Annotated in this window: 12 protein-coding genes, 1 tRNA gene and 1 pseudogene; 5 read left to right on the forward strand and 9 right to left on the reverse strand. The window is 69.1% G+C overall.

The genetic code is table 11. The features are described 5' to 3' along the window. The first annotated feature begins 174 nt into the window (after positions 1-174). The 4 genes from tmk (at position 175) to OOK07_RS23905 (ending at position 6,735) form a co-directional block, all read left to right on the forward strand. A complete protein-coding gene (gene tmk / locus OOK07_RS23890) occupies positions 175-3,441 on the forward strand; it encodes a dTMP kinase (protein WP_266798355.1) in 3,267 nt (1,088 codons plus the stop codon). A 207-nt stretch (positions 3,442-3,648) separates the two neighbouring features. Beyond that, positions 3,649-4,854 carry a DNA polymerase III subunit delta' gene (locus OOK07_RS23895; protein WP_266682816.1) on the forward strand — a complete coding sequence of 402 codons (1,206 nt, stop codon included), beginning with the start codon at positions 3,649-3,651 and terminating at the stop codon, positions 4,852-4,854. A 117-nt stretch (positions 4,855-4,971) separates the two neighbouring features. Beyond that, on the forward strand, positions 4,972-6,555 hold the full coding sequence (locus OOK07_RS23900) for an alpha/beta hydrolase (RefSeq protein WP_266682817.1): 1,584 nt from the start codon (positions 4,972-4,974) through the stop codon (positions 6,553-6,555). Positions 6,556-6,661: 106 nt separating this feature from the next. Further along, positions 6,662-6,735: transfer RNA gene (locus OOK07_RS23905), tRNA-Thr, on the forward strand. Positions 6,736-7,414: 679 nt separating this feature from the next. On the opposite strand, the pseudogene OOK07_RS23910 reads toward OOK07_RS23905, so the two are convergent. Beyond that, positions 7,415-8,654 (reverse strand): annotated as a pseudogene (locus OOK07_RS23910) (IS256 family transposase). A 931-nt stretch (positions 8,655-9,585) separates the two neighbouring features. Here OOK07_RS23910 and OOK07_RS23915 point away from each other — a divergent pair. After that, positions 9,586-9,768: a hypothetical protein gene (locus OOK07_RS23915; RefSeq protein WP_406312255.1), complete on the forward strand. Its 183-nt coding sequence runs from the start codon at positions 9,586-9,588 to the stop codon at positions 9,766-9,768. A gap of 79 nt (positions 9,769-9,847) precedes the next feature. On the opposite strand, the gene OOK07_RS23920 is transcribed toward OOK07_RS23915, so the two are convergent. From OOK07_RS23920 to OOK07_RS23955, 8 genes are all read right to left on the reverse strand, one after another. Next, positions 9,848-10,900: a LacI family DNA-binding transcriptional regulator gene (locus tag OOK07_RS23920; RefSeq protein WP_266798357.1), complete on the reverse strand. Its 1,053-nt coding sequence runs from the start codon at positions 10,898-10,900 to the stop codon at positions 9,848-9,850. Next, positions 10,897-11,928 carry a Gfo/Idh/MocA family protein gene (locus OOK07_RS23925; RefSeq protein ID WP_266798359.1) on the reverse strand — a complete coding sequence of 344 codons (1,032 nt, stop codon included), beginning with the start codon at positions 11,926-11,928 and terminating at the stop codon, positions 10,897-10,899. The genes OOK07_RS23920 and OOK07_RS23925 overlap by 4 nt, the downstream gene beginning before the upstream one ends. A gap of 38 nt (positions 11,929-11,966) precedes the next feature. Further along, positions 11,967-12,812, reverse strand: a complete 846-nt coding sequence (locus OOK07_RS23930; RefSeq protein ID WP_266798361.1) for an HAD-IIB family hydrolase — start codon at positions 12,810-12,812, stop codon at positions 11,967-11,969. Further along, complete coding sequence (locus OOK07_RS23935) at positions 12,796-14,160, reverse strand: DegT/DnrJ/EryC1/StrS family aminotransferase (protein WP_266798363.1); 1,365 nt, start codon at positions 14,158-14,160, stop codon at positions 12,796-12,798. The genes OOK07_RS23930 and OOK07_RS23935 overlap by 17 nt, the downstream gene beginning before the upstream one ends. A 5-nt stretch (positions 14,161-14,165) precedes the next feature. Further along, complete coding sequence (locus OOK07_RS23940; RefSeq protein ID WP_266798365.1) at positions 14,166-15,311, reverse strand: glycosyltransferase family 2 protein; 1,146 nt, start codon at positions 15,309-15,311, stop codon at positions 14,166-14,168. A 52-nt stretch (positions 15,312-15,363) separates the two neighbouring features. Next, positions 15,364-16,737 (reverse strand): MATE family efflux transporter, encoded by a 1,374-nt coding sequence (locus OOK07_RS23945; protein ID WP_266798366.1) that lies wholly within the window; start codon positions 16,735-16,737, stop codon positions 15,364-15,366. Positions 16,738-17,153: 416 nt separating this feature from the next. Further along, positions 17,154-18,071 carry an oxidoreductase gene (locus OOK07_RS23950; protein ID WP_266798367.1) on the reverse strand — a complete coding sequence of 306 codons (918 nt, stop codon included), beginning with the start codon at positions 18,069-18,071 and terminating at the stop codon, positions 17,154-17,156. A gap of 24 nt (positions 18,072-18,095) precedes the next feature. Further along, a complete protein-coding gene (locus OOK07_RS23955; RefSeq protein WP_266798369.1) occupies positions 18,096-19,109 on the reverse strand; it encodes a glycosyltransferase family 2 protein in 1,014 nt (337 codons plus the stop codon). Positions 19,110-19,153 lie beyond the last annotated feature (44 nt).

The raw sequence follows: 19,153 nt of genomic DNA on the forward strand, positions 1-19,153 counted from the left end.
GAGGCGGAAGCGTCAGCCGAGGCGGAAGCGTCAGCCGAGGCGACTGAGCCGAGGCGGCGTCTTCCGTCACGGAGACTTCGCAAAACGAACGCCCCGATATCGCTTTGGTGTCGGGGCGTGCGCACGTTCGGACGCGCGCCGCAGGCTGTCAGTCGGTCCCGATAGGCTGAAAGCATGACGCGAGCCGAGCAACCAACGGCCCACCACCCGGCCCCCGACGACGCCCTTGTCGCGGACTCCCGCGAGCGGGCAGTCCGCGCCCTGCTGCGCCGGCCGCAGCTGAGGCGGTTGTCGAGCGCCCAGCTCGTGGGATCGGTCGGCGACACCCTCGCCCTTCTCGTGCTGGTGCTCCTCGCCCTTCAAGCGGCGATCAGCGAGGGCTCGTTCGGCGGTGGCTATCGCGGCGTGGCGTTCGCAGTGGCGACCGTTTTCGGGGTGCGCATCCTGGCGACGCTGCTCTTCGGAGCCGTCCTGCTCGGCCCGTTGACCTCGCTCACCTCGCAGGAGGGGCCGCTCGACCGCCGCTGGACCATGGTCGGCGCAGACGCCGTAAGGGTCCTCGCGCTGATCGTCGCCCCCCTGTGGATCGACTGGACGCCGGACGACGCGCTGGCCGTCCTCCTGGTGACCGCCTTCGTGACCGGAGTCGCCGAGCGCTTCTGGACGGTGTGCCGTGAGAGCGCGGCGCCCGCGCTGCTGCCCGCACCGCCCCTGGAGGGCGCGACGGTACGGCCGCTGCCGGACCACATGGACGCCCTGCGCCGCCTGTCGCTGCGTACGTCCTTCGTGGCGATCCCCCTCGCGGCGGCCACCCTGGTCGTCGCGGGGCTCCTCAACAACCTGCTGGGCGCCGGAATGGACTGGTTCGACCAGCACCAGGCGGCGCTCGCCTCGTATGTGGCGGCCGGACTGTTCGCCGCGTCCCTGTCCGTGGTGACGTTCCTGGAGTTGCCCGACACGCGCACCCCGCGCGCGCGTTCGCCGCTGGAGGGGCTGCGCCGCCCCAAGACGGGCACGGGAGTGGACAAGGGCCGTACGGGGGCCATTCCGCTGCTGGTGCTCGCGTGCGCCGCCGTCGCGGGTGCCATCTCCGCGGCCGTCGCCGTCTGCGTGCTGCACGCCAAGGACCTGGGCGGCGGCCCCGTGATGTTCGGGCTGCTGGTCCTCGCGCTGACGGGCGGAGTCGTCGTCGGCATCCGTACGGCACCCTCCGTGCTGCCCACCCTCTCGCGCCGCAGGCTGCTCGCGCTGGCGATCGCCTTCACCGGCGTCGCACTGCTCGCGGCCGGCCTCGTCCCGGACGTCACCACGGTCCTGCTGATCGTCGCGCTGGCCGGCATCGGTGCGGGCGTGGCCGCCAACACCGGGCACACGCTGCTGGACCAGGAGGCCGAGGACCACCGCCGGGCGCGCACGACGGAGCACCTGCACGCGGTGGTACGGGTCTGTGTGGCGCTCGGCGCGGTGATCGCGCCCGTGGTGGCGGCGGGGATCGGCCCGCACCGGCTGGAAAACGGCAAGTTCGTGTTCACGCACGGCGGCGCCGCGTTCACGCTGATGCTGGTCGGAGCGCTGCTGCTGCCCGTGGCCGCGCTGGTCCTGGCGAAGGTCGACGACCGCTCGGGAGTGCCCCTGCGGCACGATCTGCGGGACGCGCTGCTGGGCGGCGACGACCCGGTCGAGACGCCCACGATCTCCGGTTTCTTCATCGCCCTGGAGGGCGGCGACGGAGCCGGCAAGTCCACGCAGGCCGAGGCGCTCGCCGAGTGGATCCGGGCCAAGGGCCACGAGGTCGTGCTGACGCGCGAGCCGGGCGCGACGCCGGTGGGCAAGCGGCTGCGGTCGATCCTGCTGGACGTGTCGAGCGCGGGGCTGTCCCACCGCGCGGAGGCGCTGCTGTACGCGGCGGACCGCGCCGAACACGTCGACACGGTGGTCAGGCCCGCACTGGAGCGGGGTGCCGTGGTCGTCTCCGACCGCTACATCGACTCCTCGGTGGCTTACCAGGGGGCGGGCCGCGATCTGTCCCCGACCGAGATCGCCCGCATCAACCGCTGGGCGACCAACGGCCTCGTACCGCATCTGACCGTGCTGCTCGACGTGTCGCCGGAGATCGCGCGCGAGCGGTTCACGGAGGCGCCGGACCGGCTGGAGTCGGAGCCGGCCGAGTTCCACGCGCGCGTGCGGTCCGGTTTCCTCACGCTGGCCGCGGCAGACCCCGGGCGGTACCTCGTCGTGGACGCCGGCCAGGAGGCCGAGGCCGTCACCACCGTCGTACGGCACCGGCTCGACCAGATGCTGCCGCTGTCCGAGGCCGAGGTGAAGGCCCAGGAGGAGGCGCGGAAGAAGGCCGAGGAGGAAGCCCGCCGCAAGGCCGAGGAAGAGGCCGCGCGGAAGGCCGAGGAAGAGCGTCTGGAGCGCGAGCGCCAGGAACAGCTCGACCGGCTGCGCGCCGAGGAGGAGGAGCGCAAGCGGCGCGAGCTGGAGGAGGCGCAACGGCGCGAGGCCGAGCGACAGGCGGAGGAGGCCCGGCTGCGGGCCGAGGAAGCGCGCCGCCGTGCCGAGGAGGAGCAGGCAAGACTCCTCGCGGAGGAGAAGGCACGCGCCGAGGAGGAGGCCCGCCGCAAGGTCGAGGAGGAGCGGCGGCGCAAGCAGGCCGAGGAAGAGGCCCGGCTGCATGCCGAGGCCGAGGCGCTGCGCCTGGAGAAGCAGCGCAAGGCCGAGGAGGCGCTGCTGCGGGCCGAGGAGGCCAGGCGGCTCGCCGAGCAGGCCGCAGCCGCCGCGGAGGCGGGGCCCAGGCGGCCGACGGCACCCGTGGCTCCGCCGGAGGCGTCCACGGTGCCGACGCCTGTGGTGACGCCGACCAACGCGTCGGGCGGGCCGGTGGAGGAGACCGCGGTGCTGCGCCCGGTACGGGACGAGCGGCAGCGCGGAGCGCGCAGCGACCGTCCGGCCGGCGAGTCCGAGTCGGAGGTGACGGCGAAGCTGCCGCAGCCGCCGGCACCTGCGGGGGCCGCGGACGAGACGGCCGTGCTGCCGCCGGTCGTGCCGGGTGCGGCGGACGAGACAGCGGTACTGCCGCCGGTCGTGCCGGGTGCGGCCGACGAGACGGCCGTGTTGCCGCCGGTGCCTTCCGCGGCCGCGGACGAGACCGCCGTGCTGCCTCCCGTGCGCGGCGACGATCCCGCGCATCGGGTTCCGCCCGGGTTCTTCCGGGACGAGCAGCAGGCGGCACCGCCGGACGGGACCGAGGACCGTACGCGCGAGATGCCGCAGATCGGGGCCGGAGGAGAGCCCCGGCGCCGGGCGCGCTCGGACTGGGCCGAGGAGACTCCGCTGGACGATCTGCCGACGCTCGCGGACGAACTGCTCGGCCCGCGCGAGGACGAGGCCGACGACGATGCGGGCCGGGGACGCCGGGGCCGCGGGCGCCGCGGCTGAGGGCACCAGGGTTCAGGGCGTCGCGACTGGGAGCACTACGGTTCTGGGCGTCGCGGCTGGGAGCACTACGGTTCAGGGCGTCGCGTCAGGGAGCACGATGGCTCAGGGTGTCGCGGCTGAGGCCCGGTCGCCCGACCGTCGTTGTCAGTGCCACCCCGCACAATGGATCCCGCAACGTGAGACATGACGAAGGGGCGGGGTGAGCTCATGACCGTCTGGGACGACCTCGTCGGCCAGGAGAAGGTGGCCGGGCAGCTCGACGCCGCTGCCCGGGACGCCGATGCGCTGGTCACCGCGACCGCCACCGGTGCGCCGCCGCCCGAGGCGTCGAAGATGACGCACGCATGGTTGTTCACGGGGCCGCCGGGCGCCGGCCGGGCCCGGGCGGCGCGGGCGTTCGCCGCCGCGCTGCAGTGCGTCAGCCCCGACCGCGCGCTCGGCGGGACCCCCGGCTGCGGGTTCTGCGACGGCTGCCACACCGCCCTCGTCGGCACGCACGCGGACGTCACCACCGTCGCCGCCGTCGGCGCACAGATCCTCGCCGACGACATGCGTGACACCGTCCGCAAGTCGTTCACGTCACCGGCGAACGGCCGCTGGCAGGTCATCCTCGTCGAGGACGCCGAGCGGCTGAACGAGAAATCGGCCAACGCCGTGCTGAAGGCGGTGGAGGAGCCCGCGCCGCGCACGGTCTGGATGCTGTGCGCGCCCTCCGTCGAGGACGTGCTCCCCACCATCCGCTCCCGCTGCCGCCACCTCAGCCTGCTGACGCCCTCGGTGGACGCGGTCGCCGACATGCTCGTCCGGCGGGAGGGCATCGAACCGCCCGTCGCCGCCATCGCGGCCCGCGCCACGCAGGGGCACGTCGACCGGGCCCGCCGCCTGGCCACCGACCCGGCCGCCCGCGAGCGGCGCGCCGCCGTGCTGAAGCTGCCGCTGCGGGTCGCGGAGATCGGCAGCGCGCTCAGGGCCGCCCAGGAACTCGTCGACGCGGCCGCCGAGGACGCCAGACAACTCGCCGAGGAACGGGACGGCAGGGAGACCGAGGAGCTGAAGGCGGCCATGGGCGCGTCCCAGGGCGGCCGGATGCCGCGCGGCACGGCGGGCGTGATGAAGGACCTGGAGGACAAGCAGAAGCGCCGCAGGACGCGTACGCAGCGCGACAGCCTCGACCTCGCCCTGACCGACCTCACCGGCTTCTACCGCGACATCCTCGCCCTCCAGCTCGGCTCCCGCGTGGCGATCGCCAACGTGGACGCCGAGGACGCCCTGGAGCGCCTCGCCCGCGAGACCTCTCCCGAGTCCACCCTCCGCCGCATCGAGGCGATCGCCGCCTGCAGCGACGCCCTCGACCGCAATGTCGCCCCGCTGCTCGCGGTCGAGGCGATGGCGATGGCCCTGAGAGCGGGCTGACGGGCGCACGGGGCCCCGCTCCGTCCAGTGATCAACCGGAAGTTGACGGTGTAATTCGTACGAGCCATGGTGGGCACGGAAGGCATTCAGATGACTGCGGAGAGTTACGCTCGCCAGATGTACATCTGGCGCAGCTCACGTCCCTGCCGGCCCCGAACCGCCGCCACCCTCCTGGCCGCGGCCGCGCTGCTCGTCTCCGCCTGTTCCTCCGGCGGCACGGCGAGCACCAGTGGCAACGCGGCCGACGCGGCCCTGGCCGCACTGCCGCAGTCGACGCCGTCCACCCTCTCGTCGTACTACGGGCAGAAGCTGAGCTGGCGCACCTGCGGAGTCCCCGGTTTCCAGTGCGCCACGATGAGGGCGCCGCTCGACTACGCCAGGCCGGGCGACGGGGACATGCGGCTCGCCGTCGCCCGCAAGAAGGCGACGGGCAAGGGCAAGCCGCTCGGTTCGCTGCTGGTCAACCCGGGCGGGCCGGGAGGCTCGGCGATCGGGTACCTGCAGCAGTACGCCGCTGTCGGCTACCCGGCGAAGGTCCGTGCCCGCTACGACATGGTCGCGATCGATCCGCGCGGCGTCGCCCGCAGCGAGCCCGTGGAATGCCTCAACGGCCGGCAGATGGACACGTACACACAGACGGACGCCACGCCCGACGACCGGAACGAGACGGACCAACTCGTGGGCGCGTACCAGAAGTTCGCGCAGAGCTGCGGGAAGCACTCGGCGAAGCTGCTGCGGCATGTCTCCACCGTCGAGGCGGCTCGAGACATGGACATCCTGCGGGCGGCGCTCGGGGACTCGAAACTGACGTATGTGGGGGCGTCGTACGGGACGTTCCTAGGGGCGACGTACGCCGGACTGTTCCCCGGCCGGGTGGGCCGGCTGGTGCTGGACGGCGCGATGGACCCCTCGCTGACCGCGCGCCGCATGAACCTGGACCAGACGGCGGGATTCGAGACGGCGTTCCAGTCCTTCGCCAAGGACTGCGTGCAGCAGACGGACTGCCCGCTCGGCCGCAAGGGCACCACGCCGGCCCAGGTCGGCGACAACCTCAGCGCCTTCTTCAAGAAGCTGGACGCGCACCCCGTGCCCACCGGAGACGCCGACGGCCGCAAGCTCGGCGAGGCCCTCGCCACCACCGGCGTGATCGCGGCGATGTACGACGAGGGCGCGTGGGCGCAGCTGCGTGAGGCGTTGACGTCGGCGATGAAGGAGAACGACGGCGCCGGCCTGCTCGTCCTCTCCGACAGCTACTACGAGCGGGACGCCGACGGCCGCTACTCGAACCTGATGTCCGCCAACGCCGCCGTCAACTGTCTCGACCTCCCGGGCGCCTTCTCCGGCCCCGACCAGGTGGAGAAGGCGCTCCCGTCCTTCGAGAAGGCCTCCCCGGTCTTCGGCGAGGGCCTCGCGTGGGCCTCCCTGAACTGCGCTTACTGGCCGGTGAGGCCCACGGGCGCACCGCACCACATCAAGGCGAAGGGCGCCGCGCCCATCGTCGTGGTCGGCACCACCCGCGACCCGGCGACCCCGTACCGCTGGGCCCAGTCCCTGTCCCGTCAGCTCTCCTCCGCCCGCCTCCTCACCTACGAGGGCGACGGTCACACCGCCTACGGCCGCGGCAGCACCTGCATCGACTCCACGATCGACGCGTACCTGCTCCGCGGAACCCCTCCGACCAAGGGAAAGCGCTGCTCCTAGCCCGGTGGCCGGCCCCGCGGTTCCCCACCCGGGGCTGGTACGGAGCACCCTTCGAAACTGTGTAGACTTACCGACGTTGCTGATCGCACCATAGTGCCGACAGCGCGCCGCCTTAGCTCAGATGGCCAGAGCAACGCACTCGTAATGCGTAGGTCTCGGGTTCGAATCCCGAAGGCGGCTCCGAGGTGAACCCCAGGTCGTGCCTCTGACCTGGGGTTTCTTGTCTTAGGTGACCTTGGAATGCGGGCTAATCGGGCACCTGTGGTCTACGCATCGCAATGCGTAGGTCGGAGATCGACTGGTAGTGGGCGTTTCGGTTCACATGCCTGTGACCTGGCTTTTTGTTCGGTGCTGCCGGGCAGCTCGCTGTCGGGTTCGGTGTGGTGGCCATGTGGTGGCCAAGCGTGCAGAGATCGTGCAACGGCCTCCCCAGCCACCGTGAGGTTACAGGCGTGCTTGGGGTCGCACGGTTGTGCTATCCGGACAATCCCACGATCGACGCGCTGCACCTGGGGCACGATCGACAACCTGCTCGTAGAGCGACTCCTGCGCCTGCAACAGTTGGCGCTCAATAGCTGTGGTCACAACAGCCTCAGTCAGGTTCGGGTTGTCGATGAGGACGCACCGGAACCTGGTAGAGCCGCAGTTGTGAACTGAAGCCACGCCGTACGCCTTGGGCAGGGACGCGTAGTCGATGACCACCCGCACCCGGACACTGCCGGACTTCGCGCCGGCGCGGGTGAAGGCGAGCATGCCGTCAGCACTTGCCAGCAGCGCCTGATTGTGGACGCGGCCGGCGGCGATGTGACGGCCGCGGTGAAGGGCTGGCTGGTCGTGTCCCGCGTGATGGTGTAGCCGATCAACTGGTGGGCGCGTTTGGTGTGTTGGTCAGCGCCGGGGCGCTTTCGGGGAGTTCTGGGTAGAGGTCATCCATGCTGCTTTCAGGGAGGTAGCGGCGGGGGAAGGCGATCCATTCGTCGTGCATCTCGAAGAGCACGGCGCTGACCAGCCGCAACAGGGCGTCGTCGTTGGGGAAGACCTGGACGACGTCGGTGCGGCGCTTGATCTCCCGGTTGACCCGCTCCAGCGGGTTGGTCGACTGGATCTTCTTCCAGTGCCGCTCCGGGAAGACGGCGAACGCGGTCAGATCGTCCTTGGCCTCCAGCAGCATCTTCTTCACCTTGGGGAACTGCCCGCCGAGCATGTCGGCGACGGTGTCGACCTGGGCCCTGACCGAGCTGTGGCCGGACTGGGCAAAGATCGTACGGATCGTCGCGGCCACCATCTCAGTGGCGTGCTTGTCGATCACGCCGAAGACGTTGCGCAGGAAGTGGACCCGGCATCTTTGGTAGGGCGGCGCCGAGCATCACCTTGCCGATCGCGGCGACCAGGCCGCTGTGATGGTCACCGATGACCAGACGGACCCCGGACCGGCCGCGTTCGCGCAGGTGACGCAGGAACTCGGTCCAAAACGCCTCGGTCTCGCTGTCGCCGACCATCACGCCGAGGACTTCGCGGCCGCCGTCCTCGGTGACGCCGGTGGCGATGACCACGGCCCGCGAGGCGATCTGGTGGTTGACCCTCGCCTTGCAGTAGGTGGCGTCGAGGTAGATGTAGGGGAAGCGGGTGTGGTCCAGCGGCCGGGTGCGAAACGCGGTCAACGGCTCGTCCAGGGCGGCGCAGATCCTGGAGACCTCGCTCTTGGAGATTCCGGTGTCCGCCCCCAGGGCCTTGACCAGGTCGTCGACCGACCGGGTGGAGACGCCCTCGACGTACGCCTCCATGATGACGGCGTAGAGAGCCTGGTCGATGCGGCGCCGACGCTCCAGCAGGCAGGGGAAGAAACTGCCGGACCGCAGTTTGGGGATGGCCAGGTCGAGGTCGCCGGCCTGGGTGGTGAGCGTCTTGTCGCGGTGCCCGTTGCGGTAGTTGGTGCGGGTGTCGGTGTGCTCGTTCCACTCGGCGCCGATCTTCGCCGCGGCCTCGGCCTCGATCAGTTCTTGCAGCATCCGCTCGGCGACACTGCGGACGAGTTCGAGTCCCTCGGTCGAATGTAGTGACTGAAGCAGGCGTGTGAGTTCAGACTGGGACAGGGCCACTGTGCGTCTCCTCCCCTCGGTGAACTGGGCGTTCATCAGGGAGAGTTGCACGGCGGCCCGTCCGCTGCGCAGGGAGCGGACACCACCAGCCGGAGCACACCGGCGCACTACTCAACGTCGATCGGCTACACCGTTACGCGGGACGCCATCGGCTGGCTCATCGACACCGGCCGCATGCACCCCGAAGATGTGATCGTCTACCCGGAGATCCACGCCTGGAAGCCCGCAAGCTCGACGAGGCCACCGCCTGCCTCGGTCTGCTCAACAGCATCGCGCCGACACGCCGCACCCGCCCCGGCCGCGGTAACTGACCTCAGCGGGTGTCATGTTCAGGGCCTACTGCTGGGTGCGCCCGTGGAACCCGGCGCACCCGCGGCGTCACGCGACGGCCTGCCCTTCACCAGCAGAGGTAATTACGGGCGAACCGTCGGATCGATCAACGACCGAGCCCCCTGAAGAATCAAGGTGTACGCCCAGCAGCTCGGACATTCGAGCAGACCGAAGGAGGTTTTTGAGGATGTAACCGGGCGTCAAGCTCAGGGCAGCCAGCCGGTGCGAGTCCGGTCCGGGGAGACGCCGGGGTCCCAAGTAGCTGACTCCCGGCGTCGTTCGAGAGGGCGGCGTCGAAGTGGAGCGACAAGCGTCCTTCGGGGCTGCGCGACCGACCGGTCCGCAACATGAAGTGAAGTCTGCAGCGCCGAAATATTCACCCCGCCCGATGGGCGGGCCAAGGGGGAGCCGAGCCCGTGCTTTGAAGGCGAAGGCCATGGAAGGCGTCCGGGAACCTGGAGCGGGCGCTGAAGCCCCCCCGGCGTAAGGGGCGTGGAACGGTCGGAAGGGATGTCCTGGGAACTGGAGAGGGCCTACTCCGTCCCGGGTATGCGGCCGGGAGCGTGGCCCGCTCATAACCGGTGGACCGGGAAGTGGCGGGTTGACGGACGGCCGGTGGCGTGCCCTGCGGCACCGGGTGCTCGCGCCCAGCGAGATCGCGCCAGATGAGGAACTCGTCTCCCTGGTCTACTTCTTCGAGACCGCCACCGACGCCGAGATCGTGCCGCTGCTCGCGCCGGTGGGCGGAGGCGAGGGGCTGTCACCGGTCATCGCAGGTGAGTGAGGACATGCGGGCCGCACCCGATGAGCCCGCCCCGCTGGGGTGCCTCGCGCCGGCCGCCCGCGACTGACCGGATCCCGGGTCAGGCCGAGCCGCGCACCACAAGGCGGGTCGGCCTGACCACCGGGGAGGCGAGGGCGTCGCCGACGGCCGGTCCGCCGCTCTCGCCGAAGGAGCGGGTGAGCAGCAGGCGTGCCATCAGCCGCCCCATCTCCTCGATGTCCTGGTGCACAGTGGTCAGCGGCGGATCGGTGGTCGGTGCGATGGCGGGGAGGTCGTCGAAACCCACGACGGCCACGTCCTCGGGCACCCGCCGTCCGCGTGTTTGCAGAACGCGCAGTGCTCCGGCCGCCATGAGGTCCGAGGCGACGAACACGGCGTCCAGACTGGGGCACCCGTCCAGCAGCCGGCCCATCGACTCGGCACCTCCCTCCTGGGTGAAGTCGCCCTCGACGACCAGCTGCGGCGCGGCGTTTGGGAGCACGTCGCGATAGCCGTCCAGCCGGTCCACCGCGGCGGCCTGGTTCAGTGGGCCGGTGACCGTCCCGATGCACTCACGGCCCAGTCCGACGAGATGGCGCACCGCTTCACGGGCACCGCCTCGGTTGTCCGCGTCCACGTAGAGATAGCCGCGGGACCGTTCGGCCGGTCCGGCCACCGGTCGGCCCCCGAAGACGGCGGGCAGCCCGAGTCGGTCCGTCATCGCGGGCAGGGGGTCGTCCGCGTGCAGCGAGAACAACAGCGCCCCGTCAACGTGAGCGCCGCCGAGGAAGTCGCCGACGCGCGCGTAGTCGTCGGGCTCCTCGATGAAGAGCAGCACCGGCTGGGAGCCCTGCTCGACGAGCTCCCGCCGTATGCCATTCAGTTGCAGGCCGAAGAACGGATCGACGAAGAGCCGGTTCTGCGGTTCGGTGATCACGACGGCGACTGCGTTGTTGCGCCGGGTGACCAGGCGTCGGGCGATCTGGTTGGGCACGTAGCCGAGCTCGGTCACCACTTCCCGGACCTTCTCGACGACTTCGGCACGCACCTTCGGCTGGCCGTTGATCACCCTGGAGACGGTGGACCGCGACACTCCCGCTCTGCGCGCCACGGCCTCCAGCGTGGGGCGCTGTGCACCGGTCCGGCCGGTCACCTGACCTCTCCCTTGCGCAGTAGTTCATCCAGGACCTGTTGGGCCCGGTGCCCGTCGTCGAAGCCCGCCAGGGCCCCGAGGCGTCCGGCACCGGCAACAGTTGCCGTCCAGTCGTGGAGCTGGGCCACGAACGAGTCGGCCCAGCCGGGGATCTCGCCGGGCGGGTCCTCAAGGCGCAGGGGACCGAGGACCTTCACGGGCTCCCACTCGACACCGGTGCGCACATTCAGGACGGGGCCGTCCTGCGAACGGTAGAGGAGTTCGCCGTGGCTGCCGGTGACAGAGACACGGAAGCCGACGTCGTCGGGCGTGGCCGACTTGGACGCGGTCAGCGTGAAGTGCGGGCCGCTCGCCAGCCGACCGCTCACGAAGGCGTGGTCGTCCACCCGCACCCGGCGCCCCTCCTTGGCGGCCACCTTGGTGCGGAGCCCGACCTTGCAGCCGGCGGTGTCGACCTGACCGTCAAAGAGGTGGTGCAGCAGGTCGATGAGATGCACGCCCAGGTCACCGAGCGCGCCGCTGGTGAACCGTTCCCCGGCGTTGTCCCGCCAGGTGAAGGTCTTGCGGGTCAGCGCGCTTCCACGCCTGAAGGCGAGGTCGACGTGGAGCACACGGCCCAGCACGCCATCGTCGAGCTGTCGGCGGATCTCCTGCACCACCCCAAGATAGCGGTAGTTGAAGCCCACGCAGCAGACCACGGGCGCGCCCGCCGCGCGGTCCCGCATGGCCATGGTCTCCTCGACGGAGACGGCCATCGGCTTCTCGCACAGCACGTGCCGCCCACGGTCGACGGCCTCGAAGGCGTACGTGGCGTGAGTGCGGTTGGGGGAGGCGACGACGACCGCGTCGACCCCTTCGTAGAACTCGTCCAGGGAGGTGAAGGCGGGTACGCCCAGGTCGTCGCCGACGGATGCAGCCCTGGGCCTGTCCACGTCGTACACACCGGCCAGCGTGGTGCCCTCGCCGACCAGCACCGCGTGTGCGTGCGTCCGGCCGATACCCCCGGCACCAATGATTCCCACCCGCATCGGTAAAAGCCCTCCTGTGATCGCTGTGGCAGTAGTTGTCACCGTCTGGCTCGCAGCCCCATGAGCAGCGTGGTGAGGACGGCGTCCGAATGGCACCGGTCGGACACACGCGGATGGCGGCCGCGGGCCTCCTCCGTGCAGTTTCCGACCATCACTCCGTGGCCCACGGCGGCCAGCATCTCCAGATCGTTGCCGCTGTCGCCGAAGGCGAACGTGTCCGCGGGGTCGATGCCGTACTTCTGGCAGACGTACCGAACGACCTGTCTCTTTCCGCAGGTGGGCGGAAGGAGATCGACGTCGTAGCAGTCCGCTGGGTCCCCGGCCGAGGGATTACAGCGGCTCACGCTCACCCCCAGTGCAGCGCGTCCGGCCGCTTCCCTGACCGCGGACAGGTTCCGCGCGTCGATCTCGGGGTGACGAGAGCGGTAGTAGTAACTCTTCACCAGACTGTCCGGGGCACGGCCGGGCTGCGGCTCCAGGTCCACCCCGTTGGCCGACAGTTCTCGCACAACGGTCCCGGCGCTGCGTCCGAGGCTCTCGGCGTCCGGCATCAGCCGCAGCCAGCCTGGGTCCGGGCGGAGTTCTCCTGACTCGGACACCAGCAGTTCGGTACCGAGCGAGCAGGCGACGAAGTGGGGCAGCGTACGCAGCCCGTGCGCGCGGGCCTTGCGCAGCACGGAGAGCAGCGAGCTGCCCGTTACCCAGCCGAACAGCAGGCCGTGCCGTTCGCCCGCCTCCACGAGGTAGTCCTCCAGGGCCTCCCGGCAGGCCCTCTCGTGCTCGGTCGGGGAGTGCGCCAGATAGGTCTCGTCGAAGTCGCAGAAGGCCACGGCCCGTACCGGAAAGGGCAACGGCAGAGCGGAGGCCTCAGAGCGCGGTGGCATGGACGGCCGCATGCAGTGCCTCGATCACTCTGTCCTGCTCGGCGACGGACAGTCCGTTGTGCAGCGGAAGGTGGAACACGGTCGCGTTCAACTCCTCGGTGCAGGGCAGGGACACGCCCGCAAAGAGCTTCTCGCGCAACGGAGTTCGCTGGTGGTGGGTGAGCACGGGGTAGTAGATGTCCGTCTCCACGCCGGCTGCATGCAGGCGGGTCCGGAGCGCGTCCCGGGCAGCTTCTCCGGCCGTCGCCCGCACGGGAAAGAGATGCCAGGCGTGATCCTCCGTGAAGGCGGGCAGGACCAGCTCTCCGGCTGTGTCGAGCTCCGCCAGGGCGTCGATGTAGCGGTGGGCGAGGAAGGCCCGGCGGTAGTTGTTCAGCGTTAGCCCCGGCAGCAGCCCAGTCGCCACGGTGGCCGTCGAGTTGTCGATCTTCGCGTTGAGGCCCCAGACATCGGTCTTGACGTTCTTGTGTCCCGGGGCGAAGCCGTGGTAGGCGAGTCTCTCCATACGTGAATGGAGTTCGCCGTCGCCGGTGAGGACGGCACCCGCCTTCCCGGTCAGCCCGAAGTTCTTGTACGGGTTGAAGCTCAGGACGGTCGCGTCCGAGTACCGGCCGACGCCTGTGACTCCGATCGCTTGGCAGGCGTCCTCCACCACGAGCAGCCCAAGTTCTCGAGCGACCCGGTGCACACCGGCGACATCGGCGAGCCGGCCGTGCAGATGGACGGGCAGAACCGCCCGGGTCCTGGGGGTTACGGCCGCCTCGATCAACGTGGGATCCAGGGTGTGCCGTTCGGGGTCCACGTCGACGAGTACCGGGACGGCTCCGCACGCGAACACGGCGTTCTCGGTCGCCGCGAAACTGTTCGCGGGCATGATCACCTCGTCGTCCGGACCCACTCCGACCGCGTGCAGAGCGATAATCAGGGCATCCGTGCCGCTGCTCGTGGCGATGGCGTGGGGCAGCCCGAGAAACTCGGCGAGAGCCTGCTCGAACTCGGCTACGGCGGGCCCGCTCGTCAGCTCACCTGCCGCCAACGCACGGGCGAAGCACTCAACGACTGTCCGTTGCTCCTCCGACGTCAGCAGACGTGTCCTGGGCAGGAAGGGAACCGTCGGTCGGCCCTGACCGGCCAGCAGTGGTTCCCGGGCGAAGACGGAGTCCGCCGCGGACGGAAACAGACGCGGGCTCCGCGCGTCGAGCAGTCCGGCCAAGGCACGGTGGGCGATGGCCGGGGTCGAGGCGTAGGCCGGGATCTCGCCACGCAACACGTCCAGCACCAGCTGGTGGATGCTGTGGCTGCCTCCGGTGAACGCCTGTGCTGCGGGACTCGCGGGGCGAACCGTCACGGTGGTCACACCTGCCCCGCACGGTCGGCGAGCGCGGGGCACCCGTAGGTCTTCGCCGCCCGCTCCAGGACGTGTCGGCCCGGCTGCTTGAAGTACAGCAGTTCCCGTCCGGTGTGCAGCGTTTGCACGGCGAGTGGCAGATCTCTGTCGGCGGTCAGGTCGACCACGATCAGATCGGCCGCCGCACCGGCCTCGGCGATCCGCCGCTCGGCTCCGGGCAGGTCGCCGTCGTCGACCACCAGCACCTCGTACGGCTCCCCCAGGGGCAGTCGGCCCGCCAATGCGCGGCAGGCGAACTCAAGGCGGAGGTAGGCATCGAACCAGCTGGGACCGTCGCCGCGCGCGGGGTCGAAGTAACCGTCGAGGATCCACTGGAGCCGGACGTCGAGATCCGGGTGCTTCGCCGTGAAGTAGGCGAAGTTCTCCTGCCAGTCGGCATGACGCTCGCGCTGGGACTCCGCGTGGTGCTGGTGGTGGACACGGGCGAACGGGGTGTGGACGAACGTGAGGCCGTACCGGTGGAGGCGGTAGCCCAGCTCGACGTCCTCGAAGCTCCATTTCTTGATGTTCACATCGAACGCGCCGACGGCCAGCAGATCTTCCTTGCGCACCGAGACGTTGCAGCCATAGAGGAAGTGCCAGCAGGTCGCCAGATTGGCCAGGTTCTCCGAGAGCAGGTCCGTGACCTCCGCCCGTTCATCCGGTAAGGCGAATGGGGGGAAGGACTCCGGGTCGAAGGAGGACTGCAGCCGCTCCAGGTCCACCGGACCGGGGGCGAGGTAGTCGCGGAACCCGACGGCCACGAGCCCGGGCCGGTCACGGTGGCACCGGATGTGCTCCCGCAGGAAGAGTGGGTCGATGATCTGGTCACCGTCCGCGAAGACGATCAGTTCGCCTTCCGCCACCCGGATTCCGGCGTTCCGCGCCGCCGAACGGCAGGATTCCTCAGTGCGCGGAAGATGGAGAAAGCGCACCGGATACTTGAGGGGGAGTGCGTTTACCATGTCCGCTGTGCCGTCGGTCGACCCGTCGTCGACCAGGACTACCTCGAATTCGTCGGACGGGTCGAGGCGCTGGTGGTTCAGCGAGATCAGACATGGAGCTAGGAGCTCCCTGGAATTGTAGGTGGGAACGACCAGGCTTGCTTTCACGTTGAGCTCCGGAGAATTTGACGTTCAGTCTTGCTCGCGGTATGACGCCGCATCAGAAATCGGATACAGGAAATTTTTCCGGCTGTCTGACGATGAGGTGGGCCCGCTCCGGCGCGGAGAGATAACGCCAGCGGACGCTGAGCAGCAAGGCTCGGAGATTCTCGTCCACGGCCATGGCGATCATGACCCCGAGAATCGCCAGCCCGAGCGGCAGGGAGAGCAGATAGGCCAAGGGCACGAAGACGCCCCACAAGACGAGAATCCCGACCGCGGCCGGATAAGTGACATGGCCGACGGCACGCAGGGTGCTCGCCGTGGTCATGATCAGAGCAGAGCCGGGAAGGTAGAGCAGACCGCACCACAGCAGCAGCTTCCCGGTGTCGATCACCTGCGGATCGTCGGTGAACCGGCCCATGATCCAGTCACTGCAGAGCGCCGTGACCAGCGCCAGGACGAGTGCGATCGCCGATCCGGCCAGGCGGGATCCGCGGGCGCGGCGCCGGATTCCGTCGAGGTCACCGGCGCCAGCGAGATGCCCGAGGGAGATCTGCAGGCCCTGGGAGAGCGCGGACGAGAACATTCCGATCATGTTGGTGATGCTCAGGGTGTACATCCGGGCGGCGAGTTCGTCGGTACCCACGGCCGCGATGATCCTGGTGGTGGCGATCTGCGCCGCCTGCCACAAGGCCGGCTCCAGGATGGTGGGCAGCGTGAAGGCCACGAGCAGTGCACCGTGGGCGCGCAGATCGCGCGTGCTCGCCGGCCGGCGGAACTTGATCCCGATCCGGAAGAACACGAGCCAGACGCTGTAGAGCAGGCCTGCGGCCGTGGCGAGCACGGTGGAGAGCGCGACGCCCTGAATGCCCCAGCGCGGCCCGGAGTCCGACAGCACCAAGACGTAGATCAGCACGATGTTGACGATGTTTGCGAGGGCCGTGGCGAACATGGCCTGGAGTGTGAACCCGTTGGCCGCCATCACCCCGCCGAGCATCGCCATGATCGAGTGCAGAACTGCCCCCGCGGCGACGACTTCCAGGAAGACCGTTCCGTAGGAGAGCAGTCGCCCATCCAATCCCATCAGTCGAGCCGCGTCCTCCGCGAAAACGTAGAGCGTGACGCCGACGACGGCACCCAGGGCGACGTGCAATAGCAGGGCGACGAAGTAGTACTCCTGAACCTTCGTGGTCTCGCCCTGGCCGAGCGAGCGGGCGTATACGAGACTGCCGCCCTGTCCCATGAAGGAGAACATCATTAGGACGAACGTTACCAACGTACTGACGGAGCCCACCGCTCCCGCAGCATCATCGGAAATGCGGCCCAATGTCCATACGTCGACGAGCCCCATGAAATACGTGCAGGTCAGCTGAAGGAAGATCGGCCAGCTGAGAGAAAATACCCCCAGACTTCTTTTTTGTGGCACGACCACGCCTCCCCGTTCCCTCTCGGCCTGCCGGGCCAAAATAGTCTGTTCGCAGTTTCGAACACTGCCGAAAGCGTGGGGCGTGAGAAAAGCAGAGATGCCGATCCCCCGTTCGAACACCGTGATGCTAGCCGGGGTATCGATCTTGGAAAAGAGATGGCCGAATCAGGAGAGTTAAATTGAGCCACTGGATACGCACGCTGCACGGTCGCCGTCGGAAGCGAGAAACGACGGAGAGTGAGATGCGACGCAGATCGCCATCGTCAATGTCGGGATTGGGGCGCATGTGCCGGGACGTTGGTAGCGGAAGGTGACGCGCGTCGTTGGCGCTGGCGCGATGCCCGCGAGCGCCTTCGCGGCGGGCTGCAGGGCCCTTCTTCCACATGCTGCCGCGCCGGGATTCGGCAGGATCCTTGACGAAGTCATCGTGGATCAGAGCCACCCGCGACAGCGAACGCGTCCACCCCGGTCAGCTCAGCCGACAAGGCCCAGAGCCGAGCGGCCTGTTCACGATCCGCTGGCTGGTCGAACTGACGGGCCACGACACAGTGCTGAAGATAGGAGCCCCCTGCCTCGGCGAACTCCGGCGAGGTCGCCGCCCACACCTGGGTGGCGGCGCCCTGCTCGGGCGACCGGAACTCGGGCAGGAGAGGTTTCCCAGCGTCGTCGATCCAGCCCGCGGCGACCATCTCCTCATTGGTCAGGTGCCGCTGCAGCGGGGTGAGGATGTATCCGGGGTTCACCGAGTACGCGTGCACGCCCACCGAACGGCCCAGCAGATCGAGCTCGGCCGCGAACAGCGCATTAGCGAGTTTCGACTGCGCGTAGGCCGCCCACCTGTCGTAGCCCTGCTCGAAGTGCACATCGTCCCACTGGATGGTTCCGGTCGGGCTGACGCCCGACGAGACGGCGACTACACGTCCGCCCTCGGCGATCGCCGGAAAGAGCCGGTTGACCAGCGCGTAATGGCCGAGGTGATTGACCGCGAAGTGCGCTTCCCAGCCCGGCCCGACACGTGTCTCTGGTACAGCCATGACGCCGGCGCTGTTGATGACGATGTCAATGGTGCGGCCCGAGCTCAGCAGGCGATCCGCGAAGTCGGCCACGCTCTTCAGGTCGGCGAGATCCAGCTCGTCGACTTCGGCGGCCAAGCCGAGGAGCGCCTCCTGCGCAAGGTCCGGGCGACGGGCCGGGACCACGACATGTGCGCCGGCGTTCACCAGTGCCCGGGTCGTGGCCAGGCCCAGACCGGAGTAGCCTCCGGTCACCACTGCCAGCTTCCCGTGCAGGTCGATGCCGGCCAGCACGTCCGCAGCGGAACTGTCGATGGTAAATGTCATGCTTTCCTCAGCGTCGTGGGATGGTCATGCGGGGGTGTTCACGCCATAGAGGCGACGTACCGAGCGGGGAAACAGCACCCCTTGCAGGATTCCGATACCGGCGGCGATCGCAGACGTCAGCGTCACCAACAGGTGGAGCACCGTGAACTGGAGCCCGAACAGGATCCCATGGTGCCGAAACGCGTACGCGTAAGTCCGCCAGTCGAGTGCTATGCCCACAGCGAGAGTGACGGCCGTCGCGAGCAGGGCCAGCGGTCCGAACAGCAGCACGCCGAGGAGGCTGAGTGTCGCAGCCAGTACGAAACCGCTGCCGAGCGCGCGATAGCTTGTGCCGGCACCACCGGGCAGAGACCGCAGGCGTACCCAGTTGGGGGCGCCGATCCGGGTGCGCTGGAACACCTTCGTTAACATGACGCGCAGCGTGCCGTCGTGGTCGTGACGGCCGCGGATGGCCGCGGTCGCCCACACGGCATAGCGCGCATTGAGCCGGAAACCGTAATCCTGCTCCTCGGTCCAGCGCAACTGGTCGTTGAACGGGCCGATTTCGCGGAAGACGGAAGCCCGGATCGCAAAGAGGGCCGAGTGCAGGCCCGGGATCGGACCATCTATCTCGGTGAACCATACGTACTGTTGGATCGCTCGGTACTTCTTGACGAGACTGTCCGGGAACAGCGACTCCGCCTGGTACATGCCACAGACGGCACCGAGGCTTGGATCGGTCTCAAGGAACTCGACCGCCTTGGCCACCGCGTCGGGCGCCAGGGCGACATCGGAGTCGACGAAGAAGAGCACCTCGCCGCCGGCAGCTTCCGCGCCAAGGTTGCGAGCCGTGGAGACACCGCGATTGACGGGGCTCTCCAGCACCGTCACACCCAGGCGACGCGCGATGGCGACGGAGTCGTCGGTGCTGCAGTCGTCCGCCACGATGACTTCGATCGCGGGGTACGTCTGCCCCTGGGCGGCTTCGATGCAGGCCGCGAGGGTCCGGGCATAGTTGTAGTTCGGGATGACTATCGAAACCAGCGGTGCCTCAGCCATTACTCCTCCGAGATCATCTCTTCAGCCGTCAACGACTTGCGATG

Origin of the sequence: Streptomyces sp. NBC_00078 (assembly GCF_026343335.1) — a bacterium.
Classification (GTDB): domain Bacteria; phylum Actinomycetota; class Actinomycetes; order Streptomycetales; family Streptomycetaceae; genus Streptomyces.

Excerpts from the sequence above, each read along its gene's own strand:
- tmk (WP_266798355.1), top strand. The coding sequence starts at position 175 with ATGACGCGAGCCGAGCAACCAACGGCCCACCACCCGGCCCCCGACGAC.
- OOK07_RS23895 (WP_266682816.1), top strand. The coding sequence starts at position 3,649 with ATGACCGTCTGGGACGACCTCGTCGGCCAGGAGAAGGTGGCCGGGCAG.
- OOK07_RS23900 (WP_266682817.1), top strand. The coding sequence starts at position 4,972 with ATGTACATCTGGCGCAGCTCACGTCCCTGCCGGCCCCGAACCGCCGCC.
- OOK07_RS23925 (WP_266798359.1), bottom strand. The coding sequence starts at position 11,928 with ATGCGGGTGGGAATCATTGGTGCCGGGGGTATCGGCCGGACGCACGCA.
- OOK07_RS23930 (WP_266798361.1), bottom strand. The coding sequence starts at position 12,812 with ATGCCACCGCGCTCTGAGGCCTCCGCTCTGCCGTTGCCCTTTCCGGTA.
- OOK07_RS23950 (WP_266798367.1), bottom strand. The coding sequence starts at position 18,071 with ATGACATTTACCATCGACAGTTCCGCTGCGGACGTGCTGGCCGGCATC.
- OOK07_RS23955 (WP_266798369.1), bottom strand. The coding sequence starts at position 19,109 with ATGGCTGAGGCACCGCTGGTTTCGATAGTCATCCCGAACTACAACTAT.